The organism is Sphingobacterium alimentarium, from assembly GCF_004342685.1.
Lineage (GTDB): Bacteria > Bacteroidota > Bacteroidia > Sphingobacteriales > Sphingobacteriaceae > Sphingobacterium > Sphingobacterium alimentarium.
On sequence record NZ_SMBZ01000003.1, the window covers coordinates 114154 to 132223 of the forward strand.

The 18070-nt window shown below is 40.1% G+C and carries 15 protein-coding genes; 8 read left to right on the forward strand and 7 right to left on the reverse strand.

Going from position 1 to position 18070, the window contains the following annotated elements; all coding sequences use genetic code 11:
* The 3 genes from EDC17_RS02355 to EDC17_RS02365 all read right to left on the reverse strand — a co-directional run bounded on the left by EDC17_RS02355 (position 1) and on the right by EDC17_RS02365 (position 1982).
* Entirely contained in the window at positions 1-834 is an 834-nt protein-coding gene (locus EDC17_RS02355) for an ABC transporter ATP-binding protein (RefSeq protein WP_132776508.1), read from the reverse strand.
* 98 nt (positions 835-932) lie between these two features.
* Positions 933-1088: an Arc family DNA binding domain-containing protein gene (locus EDC17_RS02360; protein WP_132776510.1), complete on the reverse strand. Its 156-nt coding sequence runs from the start codon at positions 1086-1088 to the stop codon at positions 933-935.
* A gap of 27 nt (positions 1089-1115) precedes the next feature.
* Positions 1116-1982: an SPFH domain-containing protein gene (locus EDC17_RS02365; protein WP_132776512.1), complete on the reverse strand. Its 867-nt coding sequence runs from the start codon at positions 1980-1982 to the stop codon at positions 1116-1118.
* 135 nt (positions 1983-2117) lie between these two features.
* On the opposite strand from EDC17_RS02365, the gene EDC17_RS02370 reads away from it, so the two are divergent.
* From EDC17_RS02370 to EDC17_RS02385, 4 genes are all read left to right on the forward strand, one after another.
* Positions 2118-3269 (forward strand): serine hydrolase domain-containing protein, encoded by a 1152-nt coding sequence (locus EDC17_RS02370; RefSeq protein ID WP_207895629.1) that lies wholly within the window; start codon positions 2118-2120, stop codon positions 3267-3269.
* A 408-nt stretch (positions 3270-3677) separates the two neighbouring features.
* Positions 3678-4340 (forward strand): HAD family hydrolase, encoded by a 663-nt coding sequence (locus EDC17_RS02375; RefSeq protein WP_132776514.1) that lies wholly within the window; start codon positions 3678-3680, stop codon positions 4338-4340.
* Between the two features lies 1 nt (position 4341).
* Positions 4342-5109 (forward strand): sulfite exporter TauE/SafE family protein, encoded by a 768-nt coding sequence (locus EDC17_RS02380; protein ID WP_243645970.1) that lies wholly within the window; start codon positions 4342-4344, stop codon positions 5107-5109.
* 27 nt (positions 5110-5136) lie between these two features.
* A complete protein-coding gene (locus EDC17_RS02385) occupies positions 5137-6513 on the forward strand; it encodes an exonuclease domain-containing protein (RefSeq protein WP_132776516.1) in 1377 nt (458 codons plus the stop codon).
* A gap of 61 nt (positions 6514-6574) precedes the next feature.
* Here EDC17_RS02385 and EDC17_RS02390 read toward each other — a convergent pair whose 3' ends face one another.
* Positions 6575-8074, reverse strand: a complete 1500-nt coding sequence (locus EDC17_RS02390) for an acyl-CoA dehydrogenase family protein (protein ID WP_132776518.1) — start codon at positions 8072-8074, stop codon at positions 6575-6577.
* A gap of 145 nt (positions 8075-8219) precedes the next feature.
* Entirely contained in the window at positions 8220-9089 is an 870-nt protein-coding gene (locus EDC17_RS02395) for a helix-turn-helix domain-containing protein (protein WP_132776520.1), read from the reverse strand.
* 212 nt (positions 9090-9301) lie between these two features.
* Here EDC17_RS02395 and EDC17_RS02400 point away from each other — a divergent pair, with 212 nt between their 5' ends.
* From EDC17_RS02400 to EDC17_RS02410, 3 genes are all read left to right on the forward strand, one after another.
* Entirely contained in the window at positions 9302-10933 is a 1632-nt protein-coding gene (locus EDC17_RS02400; RefSeq protein ID WP_132776521.1) for an ABC-F family ATP-binding cassette domain-containing protein, read from the forward strand.
* Positions 10934-11125: 192 nt separating this feature from the next.
* Complete coding sequence (locus tag EDC17_RS02405) at positions 11126-12196, forward strand: NADH:flavin oxidoreductase/NADH oxidase (protein WP_132776523.1); 1071 nt, start codon at positions 11126-11128, stop codon at positions 12194-12196.
* A gap of 78 nt (positions 12197-12274) precedes the next feature.
* Entirely contained in the window at positions 12275-12868 is a 594-nt protein-coding gene (locus EDC17_RS02410) for a peptidoglycan recognition protein family protein (protein WP_165894351.1), read from the forward strand.
* A 116-nt stretch (positions 12869-12984) separates the two neighbouring features.
* Here EDC17_RS02410 and EDC17_RS02415 read toward each other — a convergent pair whose 3' ends face one another.
* Positions 12985-14049 (reverse strand): fatty acid desaturase family protein, encoded by a 1065-nt coding sequence (locus EDC17_RS02415; protein WP_132776526.1) that lies wholly within the window; start codon positions 14047-14049, stop codon positions 12985-12987.
* 208 nt (positions 14050-14257) lie between these two features.
* Between EDC17_RS02415 and EDC17_RS02420 the strand changes: the two genes are divergently transcribed.
* The gene (locus EDC17_RS02420) at positions 14258-15283 is read left to right on the forward strand and encodes a threonine aldolase family protein (RefSeq protein WP_132776528.1); all 1026 of its coding nucleotides are present in this window, start codon (positions 14258-14260) and stop codon (positions 15281-15283) included.
* Between the two features lie 82 nt (positions 15284-15365).
* Here the strand turns inward: EDC17_RS02420 and EDC17_RS02425 are convergent, their stop codons facing one another.
* The gene (locus EDC17_RS02425) at positions 15366-17870 is read right to left on the reverse strand and encodes a glutaminase family protein (RefSeq protein WP_132776530.1); all 2505 of its coding nucleotides are present in this window, start codon (positions 17868-17870) and stop codon (positions 15366-15368) included.
* Positions 17871-18070: the final 200 nt, after the last annotated feature.

Consider the following 18070-nt stretch of genomic DNA (forward strand, 5'->3'; position numbering starts at 1 on the left):
CTATACAGTCCTAAAATGTTTAGTTATATTTTCATTTTCAGCGGTAGCCGCATTAAATAGCAATTCAAGATCTATTTTTGAATCTTCAAAATCTGGGTTGGACGAAATAACATGGTATGCACCGATACTTTTCTCAGCATACAATACATCGTCGCTCAATGCAGTGACTTTTTTGAAATGCAAACGATCTGATATCCGCTGTATGGATTCATTAAGTACAATTTTGTGTTGATCCAAGATGATTACAGAGTCAATCAGATTATCCAGATCACGCACCTGATGCGTAGATATCACAATAACGCGATCCTCATTCATTACCGAAGCCAGAACTTTTCTGAATTGGGCCTTGGAAGGAATATCCAATCCATTAGTAGGTTCGTCCATGACCACGACTTTGGTATTGGTCGCCAGTCCAAAAGAAATAAGAAATTTCTTCTTTTGTCCATAACTCATATTACCTAAGTTTTGATTTTCGGGAATAGCAAACTCTTCAAAAAGGGACTGAAAATACGCTTCATCAAAGTTCGGGTAAAATGGAGCCGTCGATTTCAAGAATTGGTTGACCGAAATATGTGGCAGATGCAAGTCCTCTGGAATGAAGCAGACTTCTTTTAGCAACGATGGGTTTCGTCTTCGACTCTCCTCACCTATTACAGTGATATGTCCATTCGTTGGATATATTAATCCAACCATGTTTTTTAATAGTGTGGATTTGCCAGCACCGTTCTTTCCAAGCAATCCATAAATATGTCCCGCTTCCAGCTCAAGGTTGAGATCGGCGAAGATGGGCTTGGATTTAGTATAACTAAAATTTAAGTTTTTAATTGATATCATACTAGTGTACTATTTAAATAATACACTAATATAGATACTAAAAATTATATTCCAAATTTTATTGAAAAAAATAGGGATCATATGATCCCTATATATACTTATTTACTGTTTTTCTTTCTTTTACTTTTAATGAGTGCTTCGTGAAGTAAATATTCAATTTGCCCATTTACGCTTCGAAACTCATCTTGAGCCCATTGTTCAAGGAGTTTGAATGTTTCTTCATCTATCCGTACCACAAAATTCTTTTTCTTCATATCAAATCACTTAGGAGCGCATAGGCGTTAATACAATGTACCTGTATTGATGATAGGTTGAGCCGCTTTCTCTCCACACAATACGACCATCAAATTACTAACCATAGCTGCTTTACGCTCGTCATCCAGTTCGACAATATTCTCTTGCGAAAGTTTTTTCAGCGCCATATCGACCATACCCACTGCCCCATCGACAATCTTAGCGCGTGCAGCCACAATAGCTGCCGCTTGTTGTCTCTGCAACATAGCTCCTGCTATCTCTGCAGCATAGGCAAGATGACTGATGCGTGCTTCTTGTACGATGATTCCGGCTTTGGAAAGGCGGTCCGTAAGTTCTTTTTCTAAAATATGGTTCACCTCTTCACCCCCATTTCGTAAAGTGATTTCGGCAGTATCATCTTCCAGATCATCATAAGCAAAGCTCACCGCCAAGTGGCGCACTGCAGCCTCAGATTGTGCCCGCACATAATCGTAGATACGCTCTACATCATAAGCAGCTTTGTACGTATCCCCGATTTTCCACACGATAACAGCGCCAATTTCTATGGGATTACCCATTTTGTCGTTGACCTTAAGCGTCTGCCCCTGCAAATTCTCTGAGCGTAAGGACATTTTTGCAGCGGTATACAATGGATTCACGAAGAAAAGCCCGTTATCTTTAATCGTACCCACGTATTTTCCAAAGAAATTAAGCACGCGGGAGTGATTCGGATGAACAATTAATATTCCTTTGAAAATAAACAATGCTGTCAAAAAAAGGAGTATAACAATAAAAATGAAACCCGGCTTATCATTGGTCACCGCCCAATAGGCTGTGTAGCCCGATAAAACAAGTAAAATGACACCGACTGCAATAGCCGTATATCCAGATGTAGGTTTAATATTTCTTTCCATAACATTAGTTTTAAATAATTGATATCATTATGATATCATAAATATATCAAATAATAAAATAAATTGCAAGTGGAAAAGATACTTTATTATGATTTTTTAAAACATTCTGTATATTTATATCTATTACCTCAAGCTATGATAATCAATATTTTAAAATGGGTAATTGGTACGCTGATCACCTTACTTACGCTGCTAATTCTTGGATTGATAGTGACCGACCACACCTATATACTGCGTGGAATTCGTGTCACCTACTTCACAGGGCATAGTACAGCATTTTTAGAAGATTATCACTATTTCGAAAATCGGACGATCAAAACGACTACTCCAGAGCCCTGGCCCAAGGCCAACGATTATAACACTGTGGAGTCAACTGCCGTACTCGATTCACTCCATACCGTTAATGGATCAGTAGCCTATCTGGTTATAAAAAACGATAGCCTATGGTTTGAGAAATATTATGACGGCTATACTGAAAAATCCTTATCCAATTCATTTTCGATGGCAAAAAGTATCACTGCTGCTATACTTGGTAAAGCATTGGAACTGGGGTATATAAAAAATCTAGAGGAGAAAGTTAAAGACTACCTACCCGATTTGCAAGGTCCATATGCCGATGAGGTAACCATTAGAGACCTCGTGACCATGCGCTCCGGATTACAGTGGGATGAAAAATACTATTCGCCATTTTCGATTACGACCAAAGCTTATTTCTATAACGACATCAGCAAAGCTATGCTGGAATTGCCTATTATCAACAAGCCTAATGAGGTATTTCGGTATCAAAGTGGCGACACCCAATTGTTGGGAATGGTCTTGTCCAAGGCACTACCTATGACGCTCACGGAATTTCTTTCGGAATACTTTTGGCAACCTATGGGTGCCGAACAGGATGCACTATGGCAAATTTCATCCAACGATGGCATGGAAAAAACCTACTGCTGCATTGCCAGCAATGCACGAGATTTTGCGCGATTTGGCAAATTATATGCACAGTCCGGTCGTTGGAAGGATAAACAGCTATTGGATTCAGCTTACATCCAGCAGTCTATTCAGCCGGCAGCAGACAATTCTCCAGACTATGGTTACAGTTGGTGGGTGAGTACATTCGATGGCAAAAAGGTATTCTCCATGAACGGTCATCTGGGACAATTTGTAATAGCTATTCCTGAGGACAACTTAATCATCGTCCGTCTAGGACACAAAACCGACAAATTAGGCATCCATAATCCGCAAGGTGCATATTACAAATACATAGAGCAAACTTATATCCTACTTCAAAAGTAATAGACAATTAATCCCGCAGCCTCCGTGGTAGACGCAGTTCATAAGTTCCCTGCGTGCGATTCACAATGGAATCGTAACTGAGATTGACCTTGTCTCCCACGTTATATTTGCCATTGCGAATGTGTCTATAACGGACTTTCGTTTTGAATCCTTTGACATAGAAACCGCGTTGTCTTATATTGCCACCTTTCTTTACCTTCCGTACGGTAAATTCTCCTTCTTTGGAAAAAGCTCGTACACATCATGATCTCACGAGCTAATTAGAAAGGACAACATAATTAGTGTAATATATTTTTTCATTAGAATTAAAAAAACAATATATAAAATATCACCTATAAATCCATATTTCGGCATAACACTTAACAATATAATGACGACCTATCTGCGTATATTATTCTATATTTGTGCATGAATCAATATGCCGTACTTTTCGACATGGATGGTGTTATCTGCCATACCAATCCGCATCACGCCAAAGCTTTTGAAGCATTTTTTGACAGCTATAACATCCCTTATACTGAGAAAGAATTTGAAGAGCATATGTATGGCAAACACAATAGCCATATCATGACTTATTTCTTCAAAAGACCGATCCATGGGGAAGAACTTTTAAGCTTAGAAAATGAAAAGGAACAATTGTTTCGCGATATCTATAAAGACAAAGTTGAAACTATTCCGCATTTCAAATCATTTTTAGCGGATCTGAAAGCCAACAACTTCCATACTGCAGTCTGTACTTCTGCACCCCGTGCCAATATGGATTTAATTATTGATGCATTGGAAATTCGTACGCAAATGCAAGCTCTACTGGCCAGTGAAGATGTAAAACTCCATAAGCCACACCCCGAGGTTTACCTGAATGCCGCTTCGCGGTTAGGTATTGACCCCAGCCATTGTGTTGTTTTTGAAGACTCATTTTCGGGCATTACAGCCGGCCTTAACGCTGGAATGAAAGTCGTAGCCGTATTAAGTTCGCATACCAAAGAGCAGCTTCCCAAATGCGATTATTACATAAATGATTACGGCGAAATCAACGCCGCTAAAGTCCTTGAACTTCTAAAAAACGGTTAAAATGATACAAGAGGCACTGCAACTGATTTCAAGCCCATACGGTTGGGCGCTTTATTTTGCCTGCGCCATGCTTATTGGTATTTCCAAGACAGGAATTCAAAATATTGGAACATTGGCAGTGCCATTTTTTGCTTTACTATTCGGTGCCAAGTATTCCACAGGAATAGTGCTCATCCTATTGTGTTTTGCGGATCTTATTGCCGTCATCTATTACCGAAAAGCTTTCCTCTGGAAGGAAGTAAAAAGCCTGCTTCCTCTCGCTTTTGTCGGGCTGTTCGTCGGTTTGATATTGGGAAACTACATTGACGATAAAACATTTAAAATCAGTATAGGTATCTGTATTATTGTGGGGGTAGCGATTATGCTTTGGATGGAAAAAGCATCCCCCGAAACCAGAGAAAAGCTAACTAAAAGAAGCTGGTATTCTCCCTTATTTGGTTTTATTTTAGGCTTTTCGACGATGATAGGAAATGCTGCAGGCCCCGCATTATCTGTCTATATGCTTTCCAAACGCCTCGACAAAATAACCTTTGCTGCTACATCCGCTTGGTTTATATTTGTGCTCAATCTTAGTAAGGTTCCGTTGCAAGCTTTTGTATGGCACAACCTCACTTGGTCAGGATTGATATTGAATATTATGGCACTGCCTTTTATTATCCTCGGCGGATTTATCGGCATCAAAATTATTAAAATTCTACCCGAGCATATTTTTAGAAATATCATCATTGCGCTCGTCATTCTCGCTTCCATATTTTTGATTATACTATAATCAAAAAGTTGTTTGTACTTTTGCTTTATGGAATATGCTATTGTGGATATTGAGACGACCGGGTCGTATGCAGCAGGAAATCAAATCACTGAAATAGCGATTGTTATCCACAACGGCACGCATGTTTTGGAGAAATTTCAGTCCCTTGTGAATCCTGGGACACTTATCCCCTTTCATATTCAAGCATTGACGGGTATCAGCAACGAAATGGTCGAAGATGCACCCACATTTCAGGAACTCGCACCGACTATCTATCAGCTTTTAAACAAAAGGATTTTCGTAGCGCATAATGTGAATTTTGATTATTCTTTTATCGTAAACGAATTACAAAATGCAGGATTCGCGTGGCGTGCACCCAAACTTTGCACCGTAAGGCTCTCGCGCAAAATTATCCCCAACCAATCTTCGTATAGCTTAGGTAAACTTTGTCAAAACTTGGGCATCCGCATTCAAGACAGACACCGCGCGATGGGCGACGCCGAAGCTACGGTTACACTGTTTGAAAAGTTGGTACGGGAAGATAAGGAGAACATCATTGAGACCACGTTGAAGAAAACACGAGAGCATCGATTGCCTACACACATCAATGAGGATGATTTTCTCAAGTTACCCGAAACCACTGGCGTCTATTTATTTCATAATGCGGGGGGCAAAATTATCTATGTAGGTAAGGCTGTCAATATTCGGAATCGCGTGCTCAGCCATTTTTCCGGCAGCAGTGGCACCCAGAAAAGACAAGCTTTTATCAATGGCATTCATCATATCGATTATATAGAAACGGGCACCGAACTGATGTCACTCCTTACAGAGTGTAGACTCATCAAACAATATTGGCCTACACATAATCGTGCTCTAAAGAAGTTCGAACCAAAATTTTCACTCATTCAATATACCGATCAGAGGGACTACATCCGGCTGGTCGTATCACGGTATGACAAGCACGCCAAAGCTATTCAGCATTTTGAACGGCCTTACGAAGCCAATCAGCTGTTGCTGCAATTGATGGAAGAGTTTGAACTGGATAATAGATTGTGCTACTTCTACAGTGTTCACACTGATCCTAAACCTAAAACGGACTACACGACGCTTCCAGCCGCTGAATCGCACAACAGCAAAGTGGAGGATGCATTGGAGAAGGTTAAAGCGGACTCGCAATCTTTTATTTTAATAGACCAAGGGCGGAATTTGGATGAGAAATCTTATATCCTCTTTAAAAATAATAATTTATATGCTTTTGGCTTTTTTGATCGGGACTTGGCGATATCCGATTACGAAGATATCATCAAGGAAGATGATAAATGTATGAGTAATTATTACATGAACGCCTTGGTACTGCAGTATATGGAAAGATTTCCGAGCAAGGTCGTCCGACTGAGTAATAAGCATTCTTACGAGCAATTCTAAAAATAAAAAAGGGTAAAATTTAATTCAAATTTTACCCTTTTTTATTATACTAAGTTATGCCTTACGCAAATGCCGTCCAGTCTGAATTATCTTGATATTCTACGATTGGATTGGAGGTATTGTTGGATAAATACTGACCCACGAACATCGAAATATCCGATACCAAATGCTGACGGGTAATTTCTACCAAACCAGCATTAAAGCCATTCATCTGCAATACAAATTGGAAGCTGATGATACGAGCGATAATACGGCCTAAAGTTACGGCATCACGCTGACTCACCGCTTGGTCGATATTGAAGTTCAGCAGGTGCGCAAAATAGGATATACTTTCTGTGGCTGTAGGATATTGTGCTAAGAATTTAGCGAGGTTCGTTTCTTTCGATCTGCGCATCAATTTCAAAACTGAATCAGCTATCTGACCATAAAGCATCTCGTTAGATCCTTCAAAAATCTGGAATGGTCTGCTATCCACAACTGCTCTACCTGCAATATGATCCAGGCGATAGCCATTAGCACCCGCAAGCTGTAAAGCAATTTGTGCCGATTCTTGCATCAGATCGGTGATCAATGCCTTCAATGTGTTCGCTTCGATTGCAGCAGTAGCCAAATCTTTATCAATTCCGCTATTTGAAGTACTGTACGCACACATACCCGAACAAATGGTATATGCTGCTTGCATACGGGACAACTGATATTTAACAGCGTCTAAGTTGGCCAATGGAGCACCGCCTACCAATCGGTTTTGGCAATATGCCAATGTTTCATCCAACAAACGCTTGATAAAGCCCATGCCCATACCTGGAAACTGTAGACGACTGCGGTGTAGCATATCCAACATCAACTTCAAACCCGTGCTCTCCGGTTGCAGTTTTTGTGCTTCCTCCACGGTCACGTCGATTTGATTTATACCATAAGGAATAGCGTACAAACCGAGGTTATTGTAGCGCTCCACCATAGGAATATGTTGATCAGGATTACTATTATCTGTTACGAAAAAGTCGATATCACGAGTCAAATCACCATTTTCATTCGCTTTACGCGCTGTGACCAACCAAAAGTCGGCTGCACCGCTCAAACCTTGCCAGTGTTTTTCTCCCTGAATTTTATAACCTCCATCTACCGCTTGGTACGAAGTTTTCATATTCAAAGCGTCACTGCCATAAAGTTTTTCAGTAATCATCAAACCACCCATAGCCTTATCCTCCAAAAACTTTTTGAAAATACGCTCTTGAACTGCATAATTACCGTATTTGGCCAAAGGTTCGAGAAACAAAGCAATGTTAATTCCAAACATCAAAGACAAAGACAACGACTCATACGAGGCAGCGGCAAGTACGCCTAGGCATTCTTTGACCTGCACGCCACGACCGCCATGAATGGCTGGAATCGCCACCGCAAGAGGATTTTTAGCCATTATTTTAGCTTTAAAATCTGCCGGTAAGTCTCGGTTTAAACTAATTTCATTGAAATCGTATTCTTTTCTAAATAGATCGTGTAAATGCTTTGAAAAGTCGTTGATGTAGGTTTTAAAATCAACATGCTCTGCAATTTGGCTCATATTTGTTATCTTTTAATTATTCAAAAACTGTATAACAGGCCTGAACGTAAGTTCCTGTGATGTTACTTTCGTAAAGTTAATGAGTATTAGAAGGAATAGCTGTTGAAAATAAGACAAAAACTAGGACAAATCGTGCATTGACTATTTATAGTGCATTTTGGCGATATTCGCTAGGTGTCACTCCTATTAGTTTTTTGAAAAGGCGGGCAAAGTATGAGGGGTCTTCAAATTCCAGTTCGTAGGCAATAGTCGCCACGGGTTTGTTCGTTTCGATAAGCAAGAGCTGACTATGCATGATCGCGACTTCCAAAATCAACTGTTTTGCGGATTTTTTAAATACAGCTGATACACAACGGTTAAGATAATTGGTCGATACAGCTAATTTGTCCGCGTAATAGCTGACTGATTTCTGTTTCGAAAAATCCAAATAGACCAATTGCTTGAATGCGATAGCAATCTCCTCTTTTCGCAACAACGTTTTATTGGTATCGGAGAGCTTAATTATTTTCAAAATAATCGTTTTGAAGATGCTCTCGTAATAGGACATATACGGATTTCCATCATAGATTTCACGGTAGAGCAACTGCAATAAAGCATTCAAATCATCGCTATCTGACTCCTGAAGATTGAGTAGCGGCGCAATATTGAAAATGTGTAAAGTTTCCTGATCACGTAGAATAGAAGTCATCGCCTGCTCCTTGATGAGGACACAATATCCCTGCGCATTTTTATCAACTTCATTGATGGCGGAAATATGTCCGTAATTGGCAATAATCACTGCCGGTGCCTTGACCATGAACGTGGTAGACTCGATCTGATGCTGAAAATAACCTTTTGTAAGATGAATCAGGAGATTGTAACCAAAAAGAATCGGCGGTATAGGAACACGCAGATAAGGTGCTATATCTTGGAGTGCAAATATTTTGATAGGCGTCTGAATGTACTTTAAATGCTTGAGACTGCCTTCCATAAACTTGGAAACAAACTCATCCGCATATACTCTATTCTTTTCCATTATTTATGTGATTGTATTTAAAACACAAGTTTCTATTACCCTATAAATTGCTACTGCAAGTCATGCTTACAGGTTAAAACTAATACTATTTTGACATAGCTCAAAATTAGCGGTTTATATTCTACCAAAAAAGCTAAAATAACCCACACAAATGACATGCAAAGGTATTTGTACCCTATAGATATTAGAGAATAAAACCGTATCTTTGCAGCATGATTAATGTATCCAATCTATCCCTTCGTTTTGGCAAACGCGTGCTATTCGAAGATGTTAATTTAAAATTCACTCCTGGAAATTGTTATGGTATTATTGGTGCTAACGGCGCCGGTAAATCTACATTTTTAAAAATCATATCTGGCGAAGTAGATCCTTCGACAGGATCGGTATCTTTCACTCCTGGCGAACGTATGTCAGTGTTGAAACAAAATCACTACGAGTTCGACGAATTCACAGTTATCGAAACTGTGATGATCGGTAATCAGGAACTGTACAAAATCATGAAAGAAAAGGATGAAATCTACATGAAAGAAGATTTCACCGACGCGGATGGTGAACGTGCAGGCGAATTAGAAAGCTTATTTGCAGAAATGGACGGCTGGAATGCCGAAAGCAACGCGGCTACCCTATTGAGCAATTTAGGAATCAAAGAAGAACAACACTATAAACAACTGAAAGAATTAGACGGTAACGAAAAAGTACGTGTGCTATTAGCACAAGCGCTTTTCGGCAAACCAGATATTTTGATTCTTGATGAGCCTACCAACGACTTGGACATCAATACCATCGCGTGGTTGGAAGATTTCCTAGCCTCTTACGAAGCTATTGTATTGGTTGTTTCCCATGACCGTCACTTCTTGGATCACGTGTGTACCCATATCGTTGATATTGACTTTAGCAAAATGACTATTTACTCCGGTAACTATACATTCTGGTATGAGTCATCTCAATTGGCGTTGAAACAACGTACAGATCAAAACAAGAAAATGGAAGACAAGGTGAAGGAGTTACAGGAATTTATCCGCCGTTTCTCTGCCAATGCTTCCAAATCAAAGCAAGCGACTTCACGTAAGAAAGCTTTAGATAAAATCAATCTGGAAGATATCAAACCTTCAAATCGTAAATATCCAGCTATCATGTTCAACACCTATGATAGAGAACCTGGAGACCAAATATTACATGTTGAAGGATTGAGCAAGACCGTCAATGGTGAAGTGTACTTCAAGGACATCACCTTCATGATGAATAAAGGAGATAAAATTGCCGTGCTAAGTCAAAACAACTTAGTGACTACTGCATTTTATGAAGTCCTGACAGGTCGTGACAAGGATTATTCAGGTGAATTCAAATGGGGTGTGACCATTACTCCTACGGATATGCCTATGGACAACTCTTCATATTTTGACGGAAACAACGAAAACCTAGTGGATTGGTTGCGTAATTACACGACTAAACCAGATGCGGACGAACAATTTATCCGTGGCTTCTTAGGTAAAATGTTATTCTCCGGCGAAGAAGTAATGAAGAAAGTATCGGTTCTTTCCGGTGGTGAGAAAATGCGTTGTATGTTCTCCAAAATGATGCTTCAAGGCGCCAACTTCTTGATTTTCGACGAACCTACCAACCACTTGGACTTAGAATCCATCACCGCTTTAAATAACGGTATGAAGGATTTCAAAGGTTCGATGTTATTCACTTCCCGTGACCACGAGTTGACGGAGACTGTAGCAAATCGTATTATTGAGTTGACACCAAACGGTATTATCGACAAGTTAATGACGTACGACGAATACATCAATTCCGATGTGGTTAAAGCACAACGTGAAGAAATGTACAAAGTGAAATAAGTAAGTAATCCCTATATTTTAAATCCCCAACTGGCTTAGCTTGTTGGGGATTTTTTTGTACTCAAGCAATTAATTCCCCTCTTTCCTATAGGAATTGTGCAGCGCAAATGAACAAGTCAGCCCTATGTCAGGTTATATATCTAAGCACTGACACCGAAAAGAATAATTATAATTTACACAAAACAACAATCTATGAGTATTTTATTCACACCTTTACAGTTAAGACATCATATATTACGCAATAGAATCGTGGTCTCCCCGATGTGTCAATACAGTTCGGAAGATGGTTTTGCTTCCGATTGGCATCTTGTACATCTTGGACAATTTGCGATTGGTCGCGCTGCAGCCGTTATACAAGAAGCCACCGCTGTAGAGCCCGAAGGACGTATATCATACGCTGACACGGGTATTTGGAAAGACGAACACATCCCCAATTTACGCCGCATCGTAGACTTTGTCCATGCACAAGATGCCTTGATTGGTATTCAGCTTGCTCATGCAGGCCGTAAAGCATCGACCGATAAGCCTTGGGAATCACGGTCCCAGCTTCCGCCACATCATCCCCATGGATGGCAGACCAAAGCACCTTCCGCTATACCATTTCACGAGACTGACCATACCCCCGAAGCCTTGACCCTGGAAGGTATCCAAGATTTGGTGACTAAATTCAAGGAAGGCGCGCAACGGGCTATAACCGCCGGATATGATATTATTGAGGTGCATGCCGCGCATGGATACCTGATCCATCAGTTCCTTTCGCCGCTGACCAATCTGCGCACTGATGCATATGGCGGTTCCTTCGAAAATCGTATTCGTTTCCTGATCGATATTATCCAAGCCATAAAGACGGTCTTGATAAACCAATCCTTATGGGTCAGAATATCCGCATCTGACTGGGCAGATGGCGGATGGGATGTAGAGCAATCTACCGAACTCGCCATACAACTAAAACGCTTAGGCGTAGAAGTCATTGATGTATCGAGTGGTGGTGCCGTTCGTCAACAACAAATCAATGTTAAAGAAAACTATCAAGTTCCTTTTGCGGAAGAAATAAAAACCGAAGCGCAAATATTAACGGGCGCCGTAGGGCTCATCAATAACGCCAAACAAGCCGAAGTGATTCTGCAAAACCAACAAGCCGATTTCATCCTTATGGCGAGAAGATTCCTGCAAAATCCGCATATCGTCAAGCAATTTGCACAAGAACTAGATGAAGACATCGACTGGTTGCCACAGTATCAGCGTGCGAAAGAAACCTTATAATTACCAAGAGCTGTACGATTTGCAGCTCTTTTTTTATTATAAATGCATAACTTCGTTTTATACCAAAAGCATAAACTTATGAAACAAATTGTATGGGCGTTCCTCAGTATTATTTTTGTCAGCCTTTCCTTGTCTGCACAAGTACAAGTTCAGCCTTACGAATACCCTATTATTCCGAAAACAGCCTGGAATGCGAAACCGGCCAAACCTTATAAAGCCCATAAGCCCGTGCGCATTACCGTGCATCATGAAGGTGGACGTGTGTTGACTGTGGAGGATGATGCCACACAGCGACTGCGCAATATACAATCTTGGTGCATGGGGCCTGACCGCAATTGGGCGGACATCCCTTACCACTATCTTATTGCACCCGACGGAACAGTCTATGAAGGTCGAAACGTGATGACCGTAGGCGAAACCAACACCGATTACGACCCTACGGGCCATTTGCTCATCTCCTTCTTGGGAAATTATAATGAGCAAGAGATGAATGAAAATTTAGAGGAAGTACTGGTCAACCTGGTCGTACATTTTTGCAAAAAATATAACATCAGTCCCGACACTATTGCTACGCACCGCGATTATACCGGACATACCAATTGCCCGGGCAAGAACTTATATCCTTACTTTGAGAATAATATAATTGTAAATAAAGTGAAGCAACGGATATAATTCCTATATCACTGCAGGCATCATCATAAATAAAAAAGCCACCTGTAATCAATCTTACAGATGGCTTTTTAAATGTATATGCTATCGTCTGTGTTATTACATCCGACTACATGTTGTTATTTGGACATCAATTTGATCACATTGAAGTGAGAGCGAAAAGCCTTGAAGATAGACGGATATTCGAAATAGGAAATATCATTGGCACGGCAAGTCTCTTGCACTATCTTATTCAGCGCTGGATAATGGATATGGCTTACTTTCGGGAAAAGATGATGCTCTACCTGAAAATTCAAACCACCCAAAAGCCAAGTTAATATTGGATTTTTAGTAGAAAAATTAGCTGTAGATTGCAATTGATGAATCATCCACTCTTCTTCTATCTTATTTTCCTCCACAGTTTTGAAATCTGTTTGCTCCACCACATGGGCCAATTGAAAGACAATCGCTAAGCACAGACCACATACTACATAGCTGATCAGTAGACACATAAGCGTTTTCATAACACCGACCATCAAAATCGGAATCACCAAAAATATGGTCATATGTACCAGTTTGCTGATCCAGAATATCACCTTTTCTCTAACAGGGAAGCTGAATTTTTCTGTGCTCTTTACACCCATACGTTGTCTGAAGTATTTCTCATAATCTTGGTAAAATACCCAAGCAAAGTAAGAAATGCTATACAGAAATATAAAGTAGAGTTTTTGGTATTTATGATGCTTTTTTAGTTGTTGATCGTGGTGTATACGCATGAATTTAATCTCTATATCATGGTCTTCCCCATCGATATTCGTATACGTGTGGTGAGCTATATTGTGCTTGAGCTTCCAGAAATAGATATTTCCGCCCAGCAAATTCAGTGAATATGAAAATATAGTGTTTATGGTTTTATTCTCCGAAAAAGAATTGTGGCCTGCATCATGCATGACATTGAAACCAATAGCTGCTAAATTGACACCGAGCACGATACTCAATATAATATTTACAGCCACATGCAGATCCGCAAAAAATAGAAGGGCATACAAAGTTGCTAAAGTCGTCAGAAGGATGCCCGTTTTTAAGAACAACCTAAAATCACCCGTTTTATTCTTATTTAAATTTTGAAAGTATAAATTGGTTTTTTGTTTGAGGGTTTTGGAGAACAATGCATTTGCATTGTTAAATTTTACATGGGGATTCATTAAAAAGTCTTAGTATTAAATTGTATCTAATATACGAGTTATTACTAATATTATTCTAATTTTAACATTATTTGTGATATGGACATATAGAAGTCTCCTCAAAGGGTCAAGAAGGCTGTTTTTCTGGAATGAACTATCTTCAAAAGCCTAAAAATATTAAATTCTAAGGGTGAACGCTCCTATTATTGTTTTACAATTCGAAGAAAAGATGTACAGTTTTAAAAATGATTACGCCGAAGGCGCACATATAAATATCCTTCATAAATTAATAGAGACCAATACTATCCAACAGGCAGGCTATGGTGAAGACGCCTATTCGCTTCAAGCCAAGCAAATTTTGCGCGACAAAATACAACAACCTGAGGCAGCCATTTTTTTCCTGTCGGGAGGCACACAAACTAATCTGTCTGTGATCTCGTCCCTCTTGCGCGTCCATGAAGCAGTGATCAGCGCACGTACAGGACATATCTTTGCCAACGAAACGGGTGCCATTGAAGCCGTGGGCCATCGGGTAATCACGGTGGACACACCTACGGGCAAATTGACACCAGACCTTATTGAGGCTACACTTCAAGACTATGGGCTTCGGCCGCACGTTGTCAAACCCCGCCTAGTTTATATTTCCAACTCCACAGAGATAGGCACGATATACACTAAACTGGAGTTGACAGCCCTACATGCCTGCTGTCAAGCTCATGGATTGCTGCTATACCTTGATGGTGCACGCCTGGGTCATGCTCTTATGGCCAGTGACAATGACTTAACGCTCGCCGATATTGCGCAGTATACCGATTTGTTTTATATCGGTGGGACTAAAAACGGCGCCTTACTCGGTGAGGCTGTCATATTTAGCAACCACGACCTGGGAGCTGAGTTTGATTATGTGCTTAAGCAAAAGGGTGCCTTACTAGCCAAAGGCAGAGTGCTCGGAATTCAATTTCTCGAACTTTTCCGAGAGGATCTGTATTTCAAATTAGCCCATCATGCGAATACAATGGCACAACAGATAGCCGATGCTTTTCGAACTAAAGGCTATACTTTTCTTACCGATTCCAGCACTAACCAGCTCTTCCCCATCCTACCCATGGATGCTATAGCGCAACTTCAACAAAAATATGATTTTTACATCTGGAAGTCTATCGATGCGGAGCATGCAGCACTACGACTGATCACTTCCTGGGCGACACCTGCACACATCGTAGAAGAATTTGTCAATGATATTAATAGCTTGTAAAAAATAAGTCCTGCTATCCAGAGATAGCAGGACTATTTTGAATAAATCACATACCACATCAATCTATAAACTCTTTTGGCAATTAATCTTTTCGGAGCCTTTCTGCGAAAGTTTTCATAAAAAATCCACCTACCACACTTCTGGCTTTAAAGTTTTCGCGTATGCCAGTTTCACCATTGTAAAAATCATTAAGCGGCACTCTGGATTCGGAATGTAGCGCATGATAATATACGCGATCGACGAGCGCATCAAAAGTTTCTTTGTCTTTGGTGAAGGCTGCAGTCCACATGATCCAGTCGTTTTTGGTAAAGGCACTTCTATTATCCAATGGAACACCATATTTCATTTGCTTAGTCAAGTAATAAGTGATCTCCTTATCATATACCTCTTGGGGAAATAAGTTTAAATGAAGCACTTTATCCCATACCAGATTGTACTTTAAGCTCCATGAATCTTTATTGTCAAAAGTTAGTGCATAGTGCGTGCCTGCATCTGCCAAAACCATCCAGTCTGTTACCATCTTTTTAGCAATGGCTCTATATTTTTGTGCTGTTTGTTCTTGACCCAACGCTTCCGCCATTTGGGCATAGCAAGCTATACCGACAATAGCTTTGACAGACAAATTTGCATTACGTGCCAAATGTCCCGCAAAGTCATCCGTGCACAACTGCGTTTTGGGGTCAAAACCTTCTTGAACTAAATAATCCGTCCACATTGTCAATGTTTTCCAATGTTTACGGGCATATTCCAAGTCACCCTGTACCTTACTTAAAGCGGCAGTAAGAATCAGCATATTCCCGGATTCTTCGACGGGCATAGGCTCCCCATAGGTTTGTCCGTTGGCATGCGGATAGGTACCCAAATCATGTGCCGCCCAAGCATAGGGATATTTACCGGATTCTGTAAAATAAAATATTCCGGTCAACATCCCTTTCAGCAACTCGGGATTGTACAACATATACAAAGGAGAGGATGGATGTGTAACATCTACCGTATTAATAAATCCACCACTGTTATTCTCCTTTGAAAGCCATAAAAGCTCATTATCTGGACTTTGCACTAAGGTATGTGCAGCGATACTTTGTCTATAGGCCAAGACATTCAAATGCGCATATTTCTCACCTCCAACTTTCAAGGCTTCGGCATACATTTGTCTATCAAACGCCGCACATATGTCCATCACGCTAGCATATTCCTTTGTTGCTTCTTCCAATACATCCTCTATTGTTTTTTTACCCTCCCGATTCCAATAGGGACGAAGATTGGTGTTAAAATATTGAATGGAGAATAGCTCATCGTAGGCCAATGCGATAAACTTCTTTACAGGAGTATTACCTACTTTTCCAAACGGAATCACCGTATTCAAAGCCAAGGATTTATCCGTTACGGATGTCTGCTTAGGTTTGCTACTATGGAAAGATGTTAAGATTTTAGAATCTGCTGTAATGTATTGGATAGGATTATTAGATTTTTCGGATGCCACATAAAAATATCCCCAGTCTATTCGCATGTCATCAGCGCCTTTTTGAAGGATAGGTTGATCGACAGTACCCACTTTCAGTATATTCAGCGATGGTGATTCATATTTTGATGCTACCACTTGTTGACTTGGTCTATATACCGCAATATTGGAACCTGCTCCCAGAAGGATTTCCGTGTCGTGCGATTTGCTATCATTGGACTGTACCGTATAGCTGATGTAGGATACTGGTCGTGCCAGCAAATCTAAGTCGTCCATGAGCAAAGGAGAGGTAAAAGTCAGCTTCAGATCTATTGGACCTGCTTTGAATTTGTAAATAGTACTTGTAGCTGTAACTTCTACATCTTGCTGTACAGCTTCCTTCATTTGCTTGATTCCTTCTTGAGGCCTATTCACCAAACCAAAATCTAAGTATCGCCCTCCTGCCGTATTTTTTAAATGAATGGCTAAGATATTTTTCCCTTTCTTCAAATCATCCTTACTTAATTTGATATACTTAAAAGTATTGGTCCAGCCCTCTTTGTTATATACCTCTTTACCATTTAGATATACGACTATATTATCATCGTGATGTAGCTTCAAAAATATTTCATTTAACTTTTTAGGATCTGCCACATCAAATGTTCTTCGTACCCAAATATTATTGGATGTCCATTTGGTTCTAGCTTCAGCATTATCCCCGATGGGCGCCTGACCTGTCTTCCATCCTGCTGCATGGTAATCTTGAGCGGTCCAATTTCCCTCCGGCTTATTCCAAGTGTACTGCACCTCTACCCGCCCTTCTTCCGCAGTAGGCAATATGTTGGTATAGTGTATAGGTTCCTTACCCATAAAATGGTACACCTGACCATCTACTTTGATAAGCCCCAAAAGCGCGTGATCTGCATCGGTCCAATGTTTAGTAGTCGATGCATTCAGCTTATCAGTCATAGACCATATACTGAAATTCGGATTATGTGTAATAAGCGGATAGGCCGGCGCTATACGCTCCTGTGAATGAAGCTTAAAAATACAGATGCAGAATAATAGACTTCCAAGCAGACGTCTAAAATAATGATGAAATATTCTTTTTAGCGATATAAGCAAGTAGGTTAAGCAGGTTTTCATGAGGCAGTAAAATTTTAAATTCATAATTGGGCATCAATTAATGTGCTGCTACTCTTTTAAAGCAGCAATATCAGCATAACAAATAAATAAGATATTATTTAATTTCACTAGTGTCCCATTAAAATCGGGACGTTTTAAAAATTAAACAAATTTGGCCCATTAAGGCTAGCTCGTTCTTTGTCATTTTGAAATTTAGTTTT

What these genes read in the sequence shown, in the direction of transcription:
- EDC17_RS02390 (WP_132776518.1), bottom strand. Translation starts at nt 8,074, where the DNA reads ATGAGCCAAATTGCAGAGCATGTTGATTTTAAAACCTACATCAACGAC.
- EDC17_RS02400 (WP_132776521.1), top strand. Translation starts at nt 9,302, where the DNA reads ATGATTAATGTATCCAATCTATCCCTTCGTTTTGGCAAACGCGTGCTA.
- EDC17_RS02355 (WP_132776508.1), bottom strand. Translation starts at nt 834, where the DNA reads ATGATATCAATTAAAAACTTAAATTTTAGTTATACTAAATCCAAGCCC.
- EDC17_RS02360 (WP_132776510.1), bottom strand. Translation starts at nt 1,088, where the DNA reads ATGAAGAAAAAGAATTTTGTGGTACGGATAGATGAAGAAACATTCAAA.
- EDC17_RS02410 (WP_165894351.1), top strand. Translation starts at nt 12,275, where the DNA reads ATGAAACAAATTGTATGGGCGTTCCTCAGTATTATTTTTGTCAGCCTT.
- EDC17_RS02380 (WP_243645970.1), top strand. Translation starts at nt 4,342, where the DNA reads ATGATACAAGAGGCACTGCAACTGATTTCAAGCCCATACGGTTGGGCG.
- EDC17_RS02370 (WP_207895629.1), top strand. Translation starts at nt 2,118, where the DNA reads ATGATAATCAATATTTTAAAATGGGTAATTGGTACGCTGATCACCTTA.
- EDC17_RS02365 (WP_132776512.1), bottom strand. Translation starts at nt 1,982, where the DNA reads ATGGAAAGAAATATTAAACCTACATCTGGATATACGGCTATTGCAGTC.
- EDC17_RS02420 (WP_132776528.1), top strand. Translation starts at nt 14,258, where the DNA reads ATGTACAGTTTTAAAAATGATTACGCCGAAGGCGCACATATAAATATC.
- EDC17_RS02415 (WP_132776526.1), bottom strand. Translation starts at nt 14,049, where the DNA reads ATGAATCCCCATGTAAAATTTAACAATGCAAATGCATTGTTCTCCAAA.
- EDC17_RS02425 (WP_132776530.1), bottom strand. Translation starts at nt 17,870, where the DNA reads ATGAAAACCTGCTTAACCTACTTGCTTATATCGCTAAAAAGAATATTT.
- EDC17_RS02405 (WP_132776523.1), top strand. Translation starts at nt 11,126, where the DNA reads ATGAGTATTTTATTCACACCTTTACAGTTAAGACATCATATATTACGC.
- EDC17_RS02375 (WP_132776514.1), top strand. Translation starts at nt 3,678, where the DNA reads ATGAATCAATATGCCGTACTTTTCGACATGGATGGTGTTATCTGCCAT.
- EDC17_RS02385 (WP_132776516.1), top strand. Translation starts at nt 5,137, where the DNA reads ATGGAATATGCTATTGTGGATATTGAGACGACCGGGTCGTATGCAGCA.
- EDC17_RS02395 (WP_132776520.1), bottom strand. Translation starts at nt 9,089, where the DNA reads ATGGAAAAGAATAGAGTATATGCGGATGAGTTTGTTTCCAAGTTTATG.